This is a genomic window from Dysgonomonas sp. 511 (assembly GCF_010501105.1).
Taxonomy (GTDB): Bacteria; Bacteroidota; Bacteroidia; order Bacteroidales; family Dysgonomonadaceae; genus Dysgonomonas.
In genome coordinates this window covers 54,759-74,566 of sequence record NZ_QVMQ01000005.1, presented here as the reverse complement: position 1 = coordinate 74,566, position 19,808 = coordinate 54,759, and the positions used below count along the sequence as shown (strand labels likewise).

Below are 19,808 nucleotides of genomic sequence, written 5' to 3'. Positions count from 1 at the left end.
GTATTTTAAGCAAAAGAAAGTATTTAATGATATATTTTCAACTTAACTTCCTCTCATATTTATGCTTAAGAAAACAACAAAAAGGTCTGAGACCTTATTTAGCTCTTAGCTTTGCAATTATGGCAAATGCGTCTTTACATAACTGTGTTATTTTACCCCAGTCTTTTGCTGCGATAACATCTTTAGGAAACAGGTTAGATCCCATACCTACACATGTAACTCCGGCAGCAAACCATTTACTCAGGTTGTCTTCGGTAGGGGTTACTCCACCGGTCACCATCAGGTTCGACCACGGCATAGGAGCTTTTATTCCTTTTACAAAAGCCGGGCCTACAACATCGCCAGGGAATACTTTCACTACTTCGGCACCCAACTCTTGTGCGTAACCGACTTCGGATACAGATCCGCAACCGGGAATATACGCTACTTGCCTACGGTTACACACTTTGAAGATGTCGGGATTTAATAGGGGTCCTACTACGAAATTGGCCCCAAGTTGTAAAAACAAAGATGCTGTTCCGGCATCGACTATCGAGCCGATACCAAGTATCATATCCGGGCATTCTTTTGCAGCCCATTTATTCAGTTCGCCAAATATTTCGTGTGCAAAATCGCCACGGTTAGTAAATTCAAAAGCTCTTACCCCTCCCTCATAACAAGCTTTTAGTACTTGCTTTGAAACTTCGAGGTCGCTATGATAAAAAACCGGAACCATACCGGTCTCTGCCATTACCTGACAGGCTTTTATTCTTGAAAATCGCATAATATTTAATTAAAAATTAAGAATGAAAAATTAAAAATTAAGAATGAAAAATTATTTTTTACTTTTCAATGTTTTGATAGATGATACCAGTAATGCAATTAATTCTTTACAATCGATCTGTAAACTATTTGATAGCTTTTTATCTATATATTCAGTATCGAATAATAAGGATATCCAGTAATCTGTTTCATTTGCTTCTTTAAGAGCAATACTCAATTTGTGAATAAAGTCGGAGGTGCTTTGACTAAACTCAGACTCTCTTACCATTGCTCCTATTGCTGTACCACTTCTCAATACTTGTTTAGATATGATAAATTCTGATTTTTCTTTGTATAAATATTGAGAAAGCTTTACGATGCGAATTGCAAAAGCATAACTTTTAATATTTAATACAGAATCAGATATTTTAGTCATAATTTTTCATTCTTCATTTTTAATTATTAATTTATTTTTACGGTTGTTTACCGATATATGCCAATATACCTCCGTCGACATAAAGGACGTGTCCGTTTACGAAGTTAGAAGCTTCTGATGCAAGGAATACTGCCGGGCCTTTAAGGTCTTCAGGTGTTCCCCAACGCGCAGCAGGAGTTTTGGCAATGATAAACGAATCGAACGGATGGCGCGAACCGTCTGCTTGTTTTTCACGAAGCGGAGCAGTTTGAGGGGTTGCGATATAACCCGGGCCAATACCGTTACATTGTATATTGTGCTCGCCATATTCGGAACAGATATTACGGGTAAGCATTTTCAGTCCGCCTTTTGCAGCAGCGTAAGCTGACACTGTTTCGCGGCCCAGTTCGCTCATCATAGAGCAAATGTTGATAATCTTACCTGCACCTTTCTTAATCATAGAAGGGATAACAGCTTTGGAAACGATGAATGGGCCGTTGAGGTCGATGTCGATTACCTGACGGAAATCGGCAGCCGACATTTCGTGCATCGGGATACGCTTGATGATACCTGCATTGTTTACAAGGATATCAATAACACCAACTTCTTTTTCTATCTGTGCCACCATAGCGTAAACACCGTCTTCGTCGGTAACATCACACACATATCCGTGAGCTTCGATATTTACTTCTTTGTAGGCAGCCAAACCTTTATCAACAGCTGCTTGATTAATATCGTTGAATACTATTTTTGCTCCCGCTTCGGCCAATGCAGAAGCTATAGCGAAACCTATTCCGTAAGAAGCTCCTGTTACAAGGGCTACTTTTCCGTTTAGTGAAAATTGAGTCATATTTTTATATTTTATTTAGTTAGTAAGCAAGGTACGAGATACAAGTTTAACTTGTCTACTTGTGTCTTGTATCTCGTATCCATTTATTTTATCTCGATACCCGTCCCGAGCCGTCGCCTTTCATCAGGTTCTCTACCTCAGGTACAGTAACCAGGTTGAAGTCGCCGTAAACAGTATGTTTGAGGCAAGATGCAGCAACTGCAAACTCCAGTGCGTTTTGGTCGTTGTCAGGATATGTAATCAAACCATAGATAAGTCCGCCCATGAAAGAGTCGCCACCACCTACGCGGTCTACGATGTGTGTGATGTCGTAACCTTTTGACACATACAATTTGTCTGAATACAGACATCCGCGCCATGTGTTGTGGTTAGCATTGATAGAACCACGAAGAGTGATAATCACTTTCTTGGCACGAGGGAATTTCTTCATCATTTGAGTACAAACCGACTCAAATTCAGCAGCATTTACTTCACCGCCTGTATGCGCCACATCGAAACCTTCGGGCTTGATGCCGAATACTTTTTCCGCATCTTCTTCGTTGCCTAAGATGACGTCGCAACCTTCTACAAGAGCCGGCATAACTTCTGATGCAGTTTTGCCATACTTCCAAAGGTTTTTGCGGAAATTAAGGTCGGTAGAAACGGTTACGCCCATTTCGTTTGCCACTTTGATGGCTTCGAGGCAAGCGTCTGCTGCTCCTTGCGAAAGGGCAGGAGTGATGCCCGTCCAGTGGAACCATTGTGCATCTTTGAATATTTCTTTCCAGTCTACCATTCCCGGTTTGATGTCGGCAATAGCTGAGTTAGCACGGTCGTAAACTACTTTCGATGCGCGTGCTACTGCTCCTGTTTCGAGGAAGTAGATACCTACACGGTCGCCGCCGCGAAGGATGTTGTTGACACCCACATTGTATTTTCTAAGATCGGAAATACACCATTCTGCAATGTCGTTTTTAGGAAGACGGGTTACAAAATCGGTAGGGATACCATAGTTTGACAGGGATACGGCTACGTTTGCTTCGCCTCCGCCAAAAGTGGCATTGAGGTTAGTAGATTGTATAAAACGTTGGTAGCCGGGAGTTGCCAGACGCAACATAATTTCGCCAAATGTTACAACTTTTTTCATAGATTATTTGTGAATAAATTTTTGTTTTTTCGATTTATGATTTGCCTGCGGGAACTATCCAAATCCGCAGGCCGGAATCATATCAATATTTAATTACGAGTGGTTCTTTCAACGCTGAGGCAAAGTTTTCAACATACTTTTCGAACGCTTGCAGGTTTTCGAACCCGAATTTTGTCCATCCGTAACCGGTATAGTATGTTACAGGAACTTTCGGCTGCTGGGTCGTTACTCCTAGTACGTGGGTAAAAGTCGATTTTTGCTTGCTTGTAGGGTTTGTAACTTCATAGGTGTTGTCTGTCACCATTTCTTTCATTCCTTCGGGAAATATCATTGCCAGAAATACGCCTTCTACTTTAGGCGATGCCGGCTCTGCATAGATGATATAGCCTTTGTTGCTGTGGATTATAGAATCTCCGGCTTCGCGCTTAGGGAAGCCTGCTGCTACGTCCATCGGCTCTTTTATGGTGTATGCTTCTACAACTTTAGATAGTTGCGAACCGGCGTCGATAGAGATCGTACGGTTTTCGGCTATTTGCTTGCCGTCTACATCCAGATCTTTATACGTCAGTTTGAATGTAGTACGCAGTGGGCCATTTTCTAAGACCTCTTGCGATGCGAAATTCTCGTTGAGCCACAATTTACCGTTTACATATGGAGCCATAGCGCCTGCACCCAGTGTGCGTCCTACCTTATAGTCGTCCAGCCCTTCGCCATGATCGTCGTGGTACGATTCTCCTCCTGCAAGGTCGTTTTTATACCATTTGTCGATAACCAGGTTGTTTGTGCGCTTGTACCACGCATCGAAACCGTTGCTAGGCCCATCGGTAGCGATCAAAGCAGGGCCATATGCGCGAAATGCTACGCGGTCGTTTTCCCATGCAAAGTCGTCTTTACGTTCGGTGATGAAGCGTCCGTATGTCTTGGCTTCAAACTGTTGAGGTTCGCCTTTTGTGATAACAAATGTCTTTGCCTCTTTTGCTTTCAGTTGAGGTTGGAAAACAAGCAGCCTGTTGTAAGTCACTTGGGAAGGGATTACTTCGCCCGACTCGGTTTTAACTACATATACAAGGCTGTCGGAAAGTTTTACTTTCTCTATGATATTGTCTATCGGAATTTCAACGAGTTCCGCCACGCGGTCGAAATCGCTCGGATTCTCTATTGTTACTGTCATTTCTTGGGTCGAAGAACCGCAGGACAATAAAAATATGCATGCAAATAATACACTGATAATCTTATTCATAGTCTATTTGGGTATTAATTGTATTTTTATTATCTCAATTTGTCGGCAGTGAAGGTATCCATATCATCATAGTCGAGGTTTTCGCCACACATTGCCCAGATGAATGTATAGTTGCTTGTTCCGGCAGCCGAGTGGATCGACCATGAAGGAGATATTACAGCCTGCTCGTTGCCCATGAATATGTGGCGGGTTTCCTGAGGTTGCCCCATGAAGTGGCATACAGATTGTTGAGCGGGTATTTTGAAATAGAAATATGCTTCCATACGGCGCGAGTGTGTATGCGGAGGCATTGTATTCCATACGCTTCCTTCTTTCAGTTCGGTCATTCCCATTTGCAACTGGCAGCAAGGAACGATTTCGCTAAGGATTAGCTGGTTGAGCAAGCGTTCGTTTGAGGTCGCCGGCGAACCAAGGTCGCGTGTACGGCGCATCTCGGACGTAATCTGTGCTGTCGGATATTCTTTGTGAGCAGGGGAAGATGCGAAGTAGAATTTAGCAGGTTTTGCCGGATCGTTGCTTTTGAATACAACGTCTTTCGATCCGCGGCCTACATATACGGCATCTTTGAATGCCATCTTATATTCTTTACTGTCTACTGATACTGTTCCTTCGCCTTCGATGCAGATGATACCGAGTTCGCGGCGTTCGCAGAAGTATTCGGAACGGATCAGGTCTACTGTTTCCAGTTTCAAAGCTTCTTTTACCGGAAGCGCACCACCGATAATCAGGCGGTCGTTGTGTGTATAAGTCATCAATACACTGTCGGCTTCGAATAGCGTTTCAACCAGAAATTCTTTTCTTAACTGTGTTGTGTCGTAATGTTTTACATCATCGGGATGTGTACCCCAACGTTCTTCGATAAATGTTCTCATTGTTTCCTATGTTTTAAATATTGTTTAGTTGACAAGCAGGTAAGATACGAGTAAACGAGTTCTATACTCAAAAAATCGACAACTTATATCTTGTTTACCTGTCTACTTGTTCACTTGATTAAAAATTGAAGAAGTTCTTCGCATTATAATACGATACATTCTCTACTAATTGCCCCAGGAATGGCAATTCGGAAGCAGGAAGCAATCCTTGCTCTACGTCTGTACCAATCAGGTTGCAAAGTATGCGGCGGAAATATTCGTGGCGCGGGTACGACAAGAAGCTGCGAGAGTCTGTCAGCATACCTACGAAACGGCTTAATAAACCTAAGTTAGACAACGAGTTCATTTGTGCTTCCATTCCTGTTTTTTGATCGAGGAACCACCAGCCCGAACCGAACTGTATCTTGCCTGCAACCGAACCATCCTGGAAGTTGCCTATCATTGTGGCAATCATGTCGTTGTCGCGAGGATTGAGGTTGTATATAATAGTCTTGGCCAGTTTGTCGTTGGTGTCCAGCCTGTCAAAGAACTTAGACATTGCTTTGGCCACAGTGAAGTCGCCGATAGAGTCGAAGCCGGTATCCGGCCCTAATTGTTTGAACAGGCGGGTGTTATTATTGCGGATAGCTCCGTAGTGGAACTGTTGTGTCCATCCTTTTTCCCAATCCATAATCGCACCTTCGACAAGCATAGCCGATTTGAATTTGATGATTTCTTCATGGCTAAGTTCTTTACCTCCATATACCTTATTGAAGATAGCGTCTATTTCGGCTTGGGTATAATCTTCGGCATAAAACTCTTCTATACCGTGGTCGGAAAGCTTACAGCCTACGCTGGCAAAGAAGTCGTGACGTTTGCGCAGGGCTGTTATCAGGTCGGTATAATTGTTTACAGGCACGCCCGAAACTTCCGACAGTTTTTCTACATATGCCCTGAATACTTCCGGTATTTCTACAGCCATAGCCTTATCGGGACGCCATGTAGGCAATACCTTGATTTCGAAGCCTTCTTTCTTGAGAGCCAAATGGTATTCCAACGAATCTACAGGATCGTCGGTAGTACATACGGCTTCTACATTGTAATGTTTCATCATGCCGCGTGCCGAAAACTCAGGAGTGCGGAGTTTTGCTGTACACTCGTCGAATATTTCTTTTGCAGTCTCAGGTTTCAACAGTTTGTTGACGCCAAATGCAGTCTTCAGTTCCAGGTGCGTCCAGTGGTACAATGGGTTGCGCATAGTATAAGGAACTGTCTCAGCCCATTTCTCAAACTTTTCCCAGTCGCTGGTGTCTTTTCCTGTACAGAAACGCTCATCAACGCCGTTGGTACGCATTGCACGCCATTTGTAGTGGTCGCCACCAAGCCATATTTCACCAAGGTTGTCGAACTTATGATCTTCTGCTATCATCTTCGGGTCGAGGTGGCAGTGGTAGTCGATTATAGGCAATGATTTAGCATGCTCGTGATAAAGTTGTTGTGCTGTTTCGTTTTGTAGTACAAAATTATCATCCAGAAACTGTTTCATAATTGTATATCTTTTGTTGTTTACTTATAATATTATATGGTGTGTGCGAACACATTTCTACACAAAAGTATTAGGAATAGTTGAAAAAACAAATGTGTGTACGCACACACTTTTTCTCACACAGTCTATATGGCTGATAAACAACCGGATTTGTAAATCTTAAAAAAACAAAAAATGTTTTATAACATAGCGAAAGATCATCTTCACAATTATCGGGAAGTAATGGTATTAGTCTGGACGGATAACATTCTAAATAAAAAAAATAAGGAATTACATCATCTGTAACCCCTTATCTTTCCTTGCTCTCCCTCTTGGACTTGAACCAAGGACCCTCTGATTAACAGTCAGATGCTCTAACCGACTGAGCTAAGGAAGAGTGTTTTTGTAAACCGGGTACAAAACTAACAATTATTGTTTAATAAAGCAATTAATCGACAGTAAAAATAAGAACGCTGCATAGTATAGATAAATTTACATCTTCTTCACGCATTCTTTTTACCCTTTTTTATCAGATAATGCGCCAGCAGAAGCAAATAGCCCACAACAACGAAAACAACGATTATTACCACGATATTCAATAGTATCTGCGAAACCGGATAAACCGTAAAATCTATAAACGGATAAGGGTACGGGCTCGGTGTCGTCCCGATATTGCCAAATATGGGGGCACGCAGCAATATATATGCAAAATAAGCCAGCGGCACCATTATCCACCAAAAAGGGGCGTACCATGCCACAGGACTGTCTCCCCTGTCGAGAAACAGGAAGTCGGCAATAGTAAGCACAGGGATAATATAATGTACAGCATAGTTGCCGATACTGCTAAGGCTCAAATCCCATGTCATGCCCCAAACGGGAACGAGCATGAAATGATAAACCAGAAAAGTGAGCGTTATGCACATCGTAACCGTATATTTAGTAAGTGGAGACATAACAAGTTCCCTCATTTTGCCATCTGCCAGCCAACGGTTTTCATATCCCATCCTGAGGGCGCAATATACAATGCAAAGCAAGTTGCTCAATACCGTATAATAGTTCAGCACCCATGCATTGAAATTACCTGCAAATACCCCGAACTGCATTAGTATGCCGAATATCCCCAGCAATATATAGAATAACCTGTATATATTTCTCAACCGCATATCTGTAATGTATGTTTATTGCCCTATCGAATCCCAGCCCTGAGCCTTAAGGGCTATTTCGCCGCCATCGCGTGTTTCGAGCATCAGGCCGTATTCTTCTTTGGTGATATGCCCGATGATGTGCACACCTTTCATCTTCGACACTTTATCGTGCATATAGAGCGGCACTGTAAACAGCAGTTCGTAGTCTTCGCCCCCATTGAGAGCTACAGTTGTCACATTCATGTTGAACTGTTCGGCCTGCAAAGCAGTCTGGTAATCTATCGGGATGCGCTCTTCATATATGCGGCAGCCCACATTACTTTGTTTGCAGATATGCTTCAATTCCGACGAAAGCCCGTCGGAAACATCGATCATTGCTGTGGGTACTATCCCTTCGCCGGCAAGCAGGTCGACAATATCTTTGCGCGCTTCGGGTTTCAACTGGCGTTCGAGCAGATACTCTTTTCCTATGAAATCGGGCTCGAAATTCTCCTCCCCTTCATATACCGATTTTTCGCGTTCCAAAAGTTGCAGCCCCATAAAAGCAGCACCCAGATCGCCCGAAACACATACCAGATCGGTGTCTTTAGCCCCGTTGCGATACACAATCCTACCTTCTTCGCCTTCGCCAAGACATGTTATACTGATAGTCAGCCCGGTAAGCGATGCCGAAGTATCGCCTCCCACCACGTCTACGCCATGTTGTTGGCATGCAAGGTAAAGCCCTTCGTAGAATAATTGCAGGTCTTCGACCGAAAAGCGTTTCGAAATGCCCAGCGAAACAGTGATCTGGCGTGGGCGTCCGTTCATGGCATATATATCGGAGATATTTACCATTGCCGATTTATACCCCAGATGTTTCAATGGAACATACATCAGGTCGAAGTGTATGCCTTCGAGCAGGAGGTCGGTAGTCACCAACGTTTTTTTATTGCCATAGGACAAAACTGCGGCATCGTCGCCTACTCCTTTTTCCGAACTTTCATTTTTGAGTTCGATATCTTTTGTCAGGTAATCTATCAACCCAAATTCGCCCAGACTTGATATTTCTGTTCTTTCCATTTCCTTTTCCAAATTGTTTGAGGATGTAAAGGTAGCTATATTTGAAATATAAAAAAGTAACACATGTAACATCTTTTCGTTACTTTCTTATTGTTACCTTCTCTCTAGATACAAGTAGACAAGATACAAGACACGAGTTCATATTTTATCAGAAACCAACTCGTTAACCTGTCTACTGGTATCTTGTATCTCCAAAAAGTAACACATGTAACACCTTCTCATTACTTTCTTATTGTTACCTTCTCTTTAGATACAAGTAGACAAGATACGAGATACGAGTTCATATTTTATCAGAAACCAACTCGTTAACTCGTCTACTGGTATCTTGTATCTCTAAAAAGTAACACTTGTAACACATTTTTTATCGTTCTGAATTTTATGAGTTTTTATTATATAACAACTTTACACTCTACGTAATATAGATAAAGTTGTGAGAGATAAATTGTAAGTGTGTTACTTTTTTATGCCATTAGTCTTATCAGGCTCGCCTTTGTTTTTTAACTAAAAAGCACACAGTGTTTTACATAAAGTTTGCCCTGCACATTCACATTTTCTACGACTATTCGATCTGATTACCCATATCTTTTTTGTTAAACACTTGTTTAACTAAATTTTCCTCCATACCTTTGCGCTAAACAAACGTTTAGAACACATGTTTAACAACGAAGACTCGTCGGTCGTAAAAGACCGCATACAAAAAGAAGCGCAAGCCCTGTTCCTCAAAAACGGCTTCAAGGGGACAAGCGTCCGCGATATTGCCAAAGCCTCGGAGACAAATGTGGCGATGGTCAATTACTACTTCAAGTCGAAATACAACCTGTTCGAGATCATATTCGAGGATGCACTCGATGTCCTTACCAAACGGCTGTTCGAAACCATAAATTCCGAGCTGCCCTTCCTCGAACTGATAGAAACATGGATACGGACATACTACGAGATATTGTTCGAATACCCGCAAATCGCTGCTTTCATCCTCAACGAAGTAAGCCTCAATCCCGAAGGACTGACGCAACGGATAAAAAAACGTAATCCATATGGGTCTTTCTGTAAGATAGAGCAACGCATAGAAGAAGAAGTGGCAAAAGGAACGATAAGGGAAACCCCTGCCGCCGATTTCTTGCTGAACATCCTATCTATGTCCATGTTTCCTTTCATGTTTGGCACACTGGCAATGACGCTCATGGATATTCCACTCGACACTTACAACGAACTGATAGCCAATCATCAAAAATACGTCATAGAGTTCACGCTCAACGCACTAAAACCCAACGAGGAAACAAAATAACGAATCAACTACATAGAATAGAATATGGATACGACACAACAATATAAAATGGGAATCGACGTAGGGTCGACAACTGTAAAAATAGTTGTACTGGACGATAAGCAACAAATAGTCCATAAATCCTACTGCCGCCATCAGGCAAACATACAGCAGACATTGGTGACGGAACTAAAGAAAGTTGCCGCTAAATATCCTGCCAATCTTTTCGATATACACATTTCGGGTTCTGCCGGAATGGGTATCGGCGAGCGCGTAGGCATACCATTCGTACAGGAAGTAGTAGCCGCCGTAGAAGTAGTAAAAAATGTGTATCCTGAAGCCCATACCCTTATCGACCTAGGGGGCGAAGATGCCAAGATGGTATTTTTCAGCGAAGGGCGTCACCCCGACATCCGCATGAACGGAAGTTGTGCAGGAGGTACAGGTGCATTTATCGACCAGATGGCAAGCCTGATGAATATCCCTATCGAAGAACTGGGCGAAAAAGCGTTGGGCTTCGATAAGATATTGCCTATAGCTTCGCGCTGCGGGGTTTTTGCCAAAACAGACGTGCAAAACCTTATCAGCCGCAATATTCCCGTTGCCGACATATCCGCATCCATCCTACATGCCGTAGCCCTGCAATCGGTGACCACACTGGCGCGCGGGTGCGATGTAATACCCAAAGTGATTTGCATAGGTGGCCCTTTGACGTTTATACCTGCCTTGCGCAATGCTTTCCGCGAGGTACTCAAAATACAGGATTCGGACATCATCGTACCCGAAAACGGCGAATATTTCCCTGCATGGGGTGCAGCCTTATATCAGGATGAGAAGAACGGGGAACTCGATTTGCAAGTGCTGATCGGCAAGCTGGAAGAGACAACCACATCGAACCATACCGATGCACTCGAACCGCTTTTCCATAGCGAAGAGCAATACAGGGAATGGAATGAAAATCGCCATATAAAAGCCCTTAAATTCAAACAACTGGGAGAGGAAAAACAAGTAGAATGCTTTCTGGGTATCGACTCAGGTTCTACTACTTCCAAGATTGTGATAATGGACTCCGATGCCAATATTATCTATAAATTCTATGGCAACAACGAAGGCAATCCGCTCAAAAAAGCGATGGAAGGACTAGCTGCTTTCTACAAAGAAGCCGAAGAAAAAGGTGTTACCGTAAAATTCCTTTCATCGGCAGCAACAGGCTACGGCGAAGACCTTATGAAATCGGCTCTGGGACTCGATCACGGCATTGTGGAAACCATCGCCCACCTGTCGGGGGCACAATATGTAGACCCGAATGTGTCCTTTATCCTCGACATCGGAGGGCAGGATATCAAGTCCATCTTTATCAGCAACGGGCTGATATCGAATATAGAGTTGAACGAGGCTTGTTCGGCTGGTTGCGGCTCATTCCTGCAAAACTTTGCTTCTACCATGAACATGGAACTGTCGGAATTTTCACGGGCTGCCTGCCTTGCCAAATATCCGAGCGACCTGGGTTCGCGCTGCACTGTCTTTATGAACTCGAAGGTAAAGCAATCGCTTCGCGAAAATGCAGGCAATGACGACATTGCAGCGGGGCTGGCTTACTCAGTTGTGAAGAACTGCCTTTTCAAAGTACTTAAGATATCTAACCTCAACCTGTTGGGCGACAACATCGTGGTGCAGGGAGGTACATTCCGCAACGATTCTGTTTACCGCGCACTGGAAATGCTGTCGGGCAAATCGGTTAGTTCGACCGACCATCCCGAACTGATGGGTGCGCTTGGTGCTGCCTTATACGCGCAACGCCTGTGGCAGAAGACCAACGAAGAAACGACATTTGCAGGCGAAAAAGCCCTGTTTGATGTATCCTCAATAGATTCGCGCGAGTTGACCTGCAAAGGGTGTACAAACCTTTGCTCGGTGCTTCGCTTCAAGTTCAGCAACGGCAATATCAGTTACGCCGGCAATAAGTGCGAAAAGGTATTCTTCAACAAGAGTGCCGACCGCAAAGAAGGCTATAATGCTTTCGACAGGAAAAACCAAATACTGTTCGACCATCCTGTGAAAGCCGAAAACATAGAGAAAGGGCGTACCATCGGCATACCGCGTGTGCTGAATATGTTCGACAACTACCCTTTCTGGCACACATTGCTATCCGAATGCGGGTTCAATGTACGCCTGTCGCCCGAATCTACCTTCCCGCTTTATCAGAAAGGTGTGGGAGGGGTGATGTCCGACAATATCTGTTTCCCTGCCAAGCTGGTACACGGGCATATATTAGCCTTGATAGACCAGAAGGTAGACCGGATATTCTATCCGCTGGTAGTGAAGGAAGAAAAAGAGTTTGGGCAGGCGTCCAACTCGTTCAACTGCCCTGTAGTCAGCGGTTATCCCGATGTGATAAGAAGCTCGATAGACCCGATGGGAAGGCACGGCATTCCGTTCGATGCACCGGTCATCACATTCAGCACCGATAAGGCACTGGCAAAAGGATGCTTCAATTACCTGTCGGAACTCGGAGTTTCTAAAAGCACTTTTGAAAAAGCTTTCCAAAAAGCATTGGCTACAAGAGATAACCTGAAACGGGATTTATACGGATTCCAGAAAGAAATACTGGACGATGCCATCGCGAGCGGCGAATTTGTATTCGTCGTTGCCGGCCGTCCTTACCACACCGACCCGCTTATCCACCAGAAAGTGGGGCAGATATTATCCGATCTGGGCGTCAAGGTATTGACGGACGATGTATTCCGCAAGCCGGAGAGCCACGGGTTTACCCGGTTGAATATCGTTTCGCAATGGTCGTACCCCAACCGTGTGGTACAAGCCGCAATGGAAGTAGCCAAGCTGCCGCAAAATGTACAGTTGATACAACTCAATTCGTTTGGTTGCGGACCCGATTCCTTCTTTATGGACGAAACCCGCGATATATTAAAGGCTGTAGGCAAGAATATTACCGTATTGCGTATCGACGAAATAGCCAGTCCGGGCAGTATCCGCCTGCGTTTGCGTTCGTTGGTGGAATCGCTCAAAGCTGTTAAATCGGTAGAAGTAAATAAAGCTACTTCATACGAAGGATACTCTGTACCATATAAGAAAGCAAAAGACAGTCGGAAAACAATACTTGTGCCTTGGCTTTGCGACTTCATTTCTCCGTTTGCCCCTGCCCTTGGCGACCTGCTGGGGCTGAAGGTGGAAAACCTGCCGAAATCGAACAAGCTGTCGGCCGACCTCGGACTGATGTACGGGAACAATGAGGTGTGCTATCCGTCTACGTTGGTTTTAGGAGATATTATAGCAACATTGCAATCGGGCAACTACGATGTGAAAGATATTGTGCTTGCCATTACCCAGACGGGAGGGCAATGCCGTGCGACAAACTACATAGCACAGATAAAAACCGGATTGCAGAATGCAGGGTTCAACGATATCCCTGTCATAGCCCTTAGTTCGGGCGAAACGTACCAGAACGGCGAAAGTGAATTTTCGCTCGAATGGAAGAAAATAGCAAAACTGGCCATTCCTCTCGTTCTTTATGGCGATGGGCTGCAACAGATGCACAGTGCCATATCGGTGCGCGAAAAGAAAGCAGGAGCATCGCAGGCCGTGTTCGATTTCTATATCGAACGTGGTATAGATGCCCTGAGGGCGAAAGATGTGAGAACGATGTTCCGTCTGCTGAACGAGGCTGTGAAAGACTTTAACGATGTGCCTATCTACGACCGCAAATTCTCGAAGGTGGGGCTTATCGGCGAAATATTTGTGAAGTACAACAACTATGCACAGGCAAATATCTCGGAGTGGCTGCGCTCGAAGAATGTGGAGGTATCTACCCCTCCTTTGCTCGACTTCCTGCTGCAATTCTTTGTAAACAGCAAGGTAAACGTAGAGATCGGTATAAGCGAAGAGAGTATTTTCTTCAAAAGCCTGAAACCACTTATCTGGAAATATATCAACGGTAAAGTGAGGAAAGCCGAAAAGATACTCAGCAATTTTAAGTTCTACGAAGCTTCGGAATCTATCTTTGCCAAAGCAGAAGCGGCATCGGAAGTGCTGAACCTGTCGAACCAGTTTGGCGAAGGCTGGCTTATCCCCGGAGAGATAGCCCACTATGCCCGTAAGGGTGTAGACAAGGTGGTTTGCCTGCAACCATTCGGATGCATCGCCAACCATATTGTGGCCAAAGGGGTGGAGAAACGGATGAAAGAGATTTACCCGAATATGAATATCCTGTATCTGGATATCGACGGCGGCATTGCTGAGGTGAACCTGCAAAACCGTTTGCATTTTATGATATAAACGAAAAGAAGTGCATATATAATATAAAATAGCAAGAAGGTGTCCTTAACTTACTTTTGGGGACACCTTCTTCTTCATTATAGAACTATATCATTGTATTGGGTACACATCCGTCTTGCAGATGTTCATATTATTCTACTACCGAGAATTTTACTTCGTTCATGGCTACATACGTGTTGTAGGTATCAGGGAAACGCATGAGCACATAACGCGTACTTATAACTTCGGGGAATATGTCGTAAGTAACAGTCGCCCATGATGAATTGGCGAACACATAAGAGTAGAACTGCACAAAGCCTTCGCTGTTGCCGGTTATTCCGTCCTCGTCTGAAGGATGATAGTAAACTTCCATCGTTTTGGTATTATAGCCTTTCTTGAAATATAGCTGGCTAAGATCCTTTTTGGATTTGAGGTCTATCATTAGCCATTCAGGGGAATTTAGCCCGGTCGTTCTCCAGCAATAGCTAGCACTGTTAGTAGTATTGCCATCGTGAGCTCTCGTTATAGTGTAGCCGGATGCAGTCTCGGATGCAGTACCTACCGCTCCGTTGGTAGTTCTCGATACCTCAACGTATTTATAACCCGAATAAACAGTTATAGGATCGGAGACAACACCTCCTTCGTCTTCAGCCTTTGCTGTTATTTCGGCTATCCCTCTGGATACATAACGGATAAGCCCGGAATTTGCATCAACACTCACAATATCAGGGTCTGACGAACTGTAAGTCACCTTCTTGTTTGTGGCTGTAAATCGCGAAACAACAAAATCACTCGACAAGGTAGCAGAGCCATTTGTGGCCAGGATACGCGTTTCCTTGCCTGCCTTGACCGAAATCTTTTCAACATATTCTGTCACAAAAACGGTAGTTATAGCTTTTGTCCATCCATCGCCATTGGGAGCAAAGGCAATAACTGTGCCCACACCTCCGGCTGTAGTCATTATAAGTCCGGTATTCTGGTTAACCCTGAAAGATACAGGATTAGTACTATAAAATTTCACCTCGCTATTAGCCGGAACAGTCTGCAATTTTATCCGATACTCATCTCCGTTAAACAGGTAAATAGTATCATTCACAGTTTCCAGTATCTTTATAGATTCTACGTTTGTGCTTTCGTTGTTATCGTCGTCGGAGCAACTAACAAGGAAGAAAGACAAGCAGAAAACAAATCCTATAATAATTTTTTTCATACTTCAAATGTTTTTCATATTTGGTTTATTACAGGAAGATTAATGGAAAATACATCCATAATCTTCCTGCTAAATATTTGGTTTATTCCACATTGAGCTGTTGATTTGTGTACCATTGCGGCTCCTCCTTCGTATTAGGATAGGCCTTTTCAGGACTATTGCCGGTAGCATCGGTAAGCTCATAACCCGAACCTTCGTTTATTTTCCAATATCCCAGAAGTCCGTCTGTCTTAGGGTTTACCTTGTACATATTTTCCTTTATTTGTTCCTGAGTCCGCTCTACATTCCACAGTCTTACTTCGGCAACTTTGGTAAGGCCAATGCCTCCACCGCCAAAATTAAATCCACCCCACTTGGTAGCTACTTCTGTGTGCAACTTGAATGATGATCTAGGTACATCTTTTTTAGCAGCCAGATTGCCATTTATATACAGGTAAATTTTCTTGCTGGCATACACGCATGCAATATGGTACCATTTCCCGACTTCGAATTTTCCGCCGTTAGGAGTTCCTGTTACAAATACATTATCACCAATACTAAACTCAAAATATGTATTGTCGATACCTAACGAACCATTTTCTAAACGGGTGAATATACTTCCTTCATTTTTGTTGGCACTACTGGTTACGTTATTATAAAACATCACATGATTATTAGTCTTAGAGAATGTTTCTATGTTAAACAAGAATTCAGCCGTTAACGCAGTAAATTCGAAATATTCCTCCTGCGGCATTGCGAAACGTATATAATTGGCTCCGCTCTTTACCGAGCCTGTGGTGGCAATAGGAATTTCGCGAAGTATATAAATAAACGATTCAGAGCCTTTCATTATACCGGCGCCGTCAACCTTTGCTATAGTTACCGGAATGGCATAGGTATCTCCCGAGTCTTTCAGATCTTGGGTAAAAGGGCTGATTTCCAGTTGTGCCGATGATGCAGCTGCTCCTTTCTTTATTACAACTTCCTTCGACAAAAACTTTCTCCTTTCGGCTGGATACATAACATAGTTTTTGTTATATTTCTTGTTGTATGCATCCAATACCTCAGTAGAGAAGTCGATATTCATCTTTACTTCTTTCTCCTCGTCCACATGAGTCATGCTCACAGGGATTGCCAAAATAGTAGCGTCCTCGTTCCCAACATAGAGCTCGGCATATTTTTTCATATATGCATCCTTTATATATGCTACATTATCCTCGACTGCATTATTTTCAGCATCGTCGCCACATCCCCATGCAAAGACAAATGTAAGTATAAGGATTATATTTTTCGGGTTGATTAATCTTTTCATATTACAACTTTTAATGAGGTTCATACTTATTCAATTCCTGCCGGATTCATAATCTGTATAGTCTTTCGTGTATATGGATAAAAACCGTTCTCTCCCGATGCACTATACCCATATTCTATATGATATACACCACAACCACCTTTGGCATACCGTTTGCCATTGACAAGAGGTTGCCATGCTGCCATTGCCGAATACGATGGGGCTGTTGTCCCATCCTCCTGAGTGAAAGGTAATCCCCCAGTGGCAAGAGTCGATGCATGTTCGAAGCTGTCGTTAACAAGAAATCTTTTCAACACTTCTTCTGCACTTAATTGTCCTTCTCCAGTTCCGGCATATCTGGAGACAATAGTAGTCGCCCGGCTGTTCAACACAGTATAGGTAGTACCTACCTGCCATGCGTATGCCTGAACTAGAAAATAGTTGAAATAAGGAGCCAGATCTTTAGCTACGGCACTACCCATATAGTCTGTAAAATAGTCGAGGATCAACAATTTACCAGTTCCCGATTTTGGTCCTAAGCGCTTGCCTATTTCCTCAATAAACACTTTCCACCGGTATTGTCCGCTCATCAGGTCTCCAGAACCTTCAAAGTCTATATCCAGCCCATCATATCCGCGAGAGAGAACTGTGTCTACCACAGCGTTGGCATACTTGCGTATGGCAGCTATCTGTTCTTCGTTGGGTTCAGCGCCTAACGCGGTAGCGCTGGGATCCCAGCCCCAGTATGCTTTTTCATCTTCTACGTCTGCCGGTGTCATGCCTTGACCTACTCTTTGTGTGAAAAGTGTAGCAGTAACTTTCGTTCCTTTTACTCTCTGCACATACTCAAGGTCTCTTCTTTTAGCGTCGTTCACTGTTTTCCAATCACCCCAGATAGAGACTAAGTCTATACTGTCTGGCAATCCCGACAATGAGTTGACCAAATAGGTGCCAATTCCCGTCCAGCCACCATACCAGCCGAAAGAAATAGACCTGTCTTTAGATGTAGCTTTCCACATCCTTAGTTTTTTATAATATGCTTCGTCTTTTCCTGCCCCCAATTCTATTTGGTCGGGTTCGTATATAGAGTCTGTTTCTGTCCAGTCGTCACAAGAACTGAATATCACCACAGCAACCAGTAATGGCAAAACCAAACGGCCTATGATTCTTCTATAATTTATTATTGATGTTTTCATATTTCTGTCCGTTTTTTAAAGTCTAAAAATTAGGTTTATTCGGTTTTTTATCCCACCAAAGCCTTGTTCCATAATCATCTTTGCCGCTGCCTAATAGTAGAAGAGCGTTGGTATAATTCTTCAGGTTGTCCAAAGCCTCTTGTGGTGCATACGGTATGCGCGAAGCTCCGCGTATTCTCAACATACCATCGGGATTGTGACTTACTACAGTGGGGAAAAAGCGCGGATATCCTGTCCGGCGATTTTCTGACCAAGCTTCATTTCCAAGAGGGAAAAGGGCTATCCATTTCTGTGTAAGGATGCGTTCCTGCTTGATTTCGTCAGATGCAGATTCATTCCATTTTATAGTTATCGAGCTTGGCGATAATGCGGCATTGCCATCGTCATTGAATGCAGCAGGAGTTTTGGTGATATCGTTCAGGTAAGCGGTTGCTTCAGTTTCTTTGGCTCCCCATTGTGCAAACGAAAGTTTTATCCCTTGGTTGTATAACTCTTCGGTCGATTCCGTCACAAAATCCCACTTCCATATAGCTTTGCCTTCGGCCTTGATGAAGGCAATTTCGGCAGCACTCATCCATAGCAGAGGATCTGTCTCTCCTACTAGCGGAGCCGAAAAACCTGTAGCCCAAGTATGATTGGAGATAGCAATACCCAGACGCATCCCCAGATAATCGTCTTTACTGGTAGCCTTTTGGAAATATAATTTCAGGCGAGGGTCTTCGTATCCTTTCATATATGCCATTATTTCGGCACAGGCACGAGTATCGGCGTAGGCTCCCCACATAGTGAAAAGGGGATTAGGGAAAACGCTAAGTTGTGCATTCTCATCATTCGATGTAATGATGCCTCCGGGATTTGTCAGGGCTTCTCTTGCATATTTTATAGAATTAGCCTTGTCGGCATAAGATATACGCAAGGCCATCCGCAACTTGAGCGAATTGGCAAATTTGAGCCATTTAGAAAAATCTCCGCCATATACCATATCGTATTCCTTGAATGCTGATACTTGCGAAGCTGCTCCCGACTGTACATATTCGGTCAGGATTTCTATCGCTTTGTCCAAGTCTTCGAACAAACCTTTGTACACATCCTCCTGGCTATCGTAAGCCACTTGTAGCGAGCCGGTATTATCTTTCACCTTGCTATATGGAATAGGGCCATAGATATCTGTGATACGGTGCACTGCGGCCACGCGTAGCAATTCGGCCCATGCCCATGAATAATGGTTTTCTTTATCGTCTTCTACAGTCAACAACCGTTTCAGCTCGAACCAAGGTACGTAGACGTCGGTCATATGAAAGTTGAACAAATTGTTGAGGAATTGATTCGATGCATTAAATACACCGAAGTTTGTCATATTCCAGTTATCCTTTGTTATTGTAAGATAACGCGCATATGGCTGCCCCGAAAGGTTTTCGTCATATTGATAACGGTTGGCCGGCGACAAGATTACCCCGTTTTGCAGAGCCTTGTAATGCACTCCTATGTAAAAGAAATCTCCTTTAGCCTCTTCTTCGGATGGAGTACGGGGACGGTTTATATCATCAAAGTTGTCAGTACATCCAGAAATCAGCATCATGCATATAGCCGTCATCAATATAAGGCTATATTTCCTGTATATCATATTTTTTTTCATGATCA

At 43.6% G+C, this 19,808-nt stretch carries 15 protein-coding genes and 1 tRNA gene; 2 read left to right on the top strand and 14 right to left on the bottom strand.

What is annotated here, in order from left to right:
• Positions 1–94: 94 nt before the first annotated feature.
• The 10 genes from D0T57_RS03455 to thiL form a co-directional block, all read right to left on the bottom strand.
• Positions 95–766, bottom strand: coding sequence for a bifunctional 4-hydroxy-2-oxoglutarate aldolase/2-dehydro-3-deoxy-phosphogluconate aldolase (locus D0T57_RS03455; RefSeq protein ID WP_163271026.1), 672 nt, complete (start codon positions 764–766; stop codon positions 95–97).
• 48 nt (positions 767–814) lie between these two features.
• Entirely contained in the window at positions 815–1,177 is a 363-nt protein-coding gene (locus D0T57_RS03450; protein WP_163270916.1) for a four helix bundle protein, read from the bottom strand.
• 37 nt (positions 1,178–1,214) lie between these two features.
• On the bottom strand, positions 1,215–2,006 hold the full coding sequence (locus tag D0T57_RS03445; protein WP_163270914.1) for a gluconate 5-dehydrogenase: 792 nt from the start codon (positions 2,004–2,006) through the stop codon (positions 1,215–1,217).
• Positions 2,007–2,094: 88 nt separating this feature from the next.
• Entirely contained in the window at positions 2,095–3,132 is a 1,038-nt protein-coding gene (locus D0T57_RS03440; RefSeq protein WP_163270913.1) for a sugar kinase, read from the bottom strand.
• 82 nt (positions 3,133–3,214) lie between these two features.
• Positions 3,215–4,372 (bottom strand): DUF4861 family protein, encoded by a 1,158-nt coding sequence (locus tag D0T57_RS03435; RefSeq protein ID WP_163270911.1) that lies wholly within the window; start codon positions 4,370–4,372, stop codon positions 3,215–3,217.
• Between the two features lie 29 nt (positions 4,373–4,401).
• Positions 4,402–5,244 (bottom strand): 5-dehydro-4-deoxy-D-glucuronate isomerase, encoded by an 843-nt coding sequence (kduI, locus tag D0T57_RS03430; protein ID WP_163270909.1) that lies wholly within the window; start codon positions 5,242–5,244, stop codon positions 4,402–4,404.
• Between the two features lie 118 nt (positions 5,245–5,362).
• On the bottom strand, positions 5,363–6,769 hold the full coding sequence (gene uxaC / locus D0T57_RS03425) for a glucuronate isomerase (protein ID WP_163270907.1): 1,407 nt from the start codon (positions 6,767–6,769) through the stop codon (positions 5,363–5,365).
• Positions 6,770–7,071: 302 nt separating this feature from the next.
• Positions 7,072–7,145, bottom strand: a tRNA-Asn gene (locus D0T57_RS03420).
• A 106-nt stretch (positions 7,146–7,251) separates the two neighbouring features.
• Positions 7,252–7,911 carry a Pr6Pr family membrane protein gene (locus D0T57_RS03415; RefSeq protein ID WP_163270905.1) on the bottom strand — a complete coding sequence of 220 codons (660 nt, stop codon included), beginning with the start codon at positions 7,909–7,911 and terminating at the stop codon, positions 7,252–7,254.
• Between the two features lie 15 nt (positions 7,912–7,926).
• Positions 7,927–8,955 carry a thiamine-phosphate kinase gene (gene thiL / locus D0T57_RS03410; protein ID WP_163270903.1) on the bottom strand — a complete coding sequence of 343 codons (1,029 nt, stop codon included), beginning with the start codon at positions 8,953–8,955 and terminating at the stop codon, positions 7,927–7,929.
• Between the two features lie 652 nt (positions 8,956–9,607).
• Between thiL and D0T57_RS03405 the strand changes: the two genes are divergently transcribed.
• Together D0T57_RS03405 and D0T57_RS03400 are read left to right on the top strand one after the other, a co-directional pair.
• The gene (locus D0T57_RS03405) at positions 9,608–10,240 is read left to right on the top strand and encodes a TetR/AcrR family transcriptional regulator (protein ID WP_163270901.1); all 633 of its coding nucleotides are present in this window, start codon (positions 9,608–9,610) and stop codon (positions 10,238–10,240) included.
• Between the two features lie 24 nt (positions 10,241–10,264).
• On the top strand, positions 10,265–14,512 hold the full coding sequence (locus tag D0T57_RS03400) for an acyl-CoA dehydratase activase (RefSeq protein ID WP_163270899.1): 4,248 nt from the start codon (positions 10,265–10,267) through the stop codon (positions 14,510–14,512).
• A gap of 130 nt (positions 14,513–14,642) precedes the next feature.
• Here the strand turns inward: D0T57_RS03400 and D0T57_RS03395 are convergent, their stop codons facing one another.
• From D0T57_RS03395 to D0T57_RS03380, 4 genes are all read right to left on the bottom strand, one after another.
• The gene (locus D0T57_RS03395; RefSeq protein WP_163270897.1) at positions 14,643–15,701 is read right to left on the bottom strand and encodes an Ig-like domain-containing protein; all 1,059 of its coding nucleotides are present in this window, start codon (positions 15,699–15,701) and stop codon (positions 14,643–14,645) included.
• An 82-nt stretch (positions 15,702–15,783) separates the two neighbouring features.
• Entirely contained in the window at positions 15,784–16,992 is a 1,209-nt protein-coding gene (locus D0T57_RS03390) for a DUF1735 domain-containing protein (RefSeq protein WP_163270895.1), read from the bottom strand.
• Between the two features lie 26 nt (positions 16,993–17,018).
• Positions 17,019–18,167: a glycoside hydrolase family 18 gene (locus D0T57_RS03385; protein WP_163270893.1), complete on the bottom strand. Its 1,149-nt coding sequence runs from the start codon at positions 18,165–18,167 to the stop codon at positions 17,019–17,021.
• A 22-nt stretch (positions 18,168–18,189) separates the two neighbouring features.
• On the bottom strand, positions 18,190–19,791 hold the full coding sequence (locus D0T57_RS03380; protein ID WP_163270891.1) for a SusD/RagB family nutrient-binding outer membrane lipoprotein: 1,602 nt from the start codon (positions 19,789–19,791) through the stop codon (positions 18,190–18,192).
• Positions 19,792–19,808 lie beyond the last annotated feature (17 nt).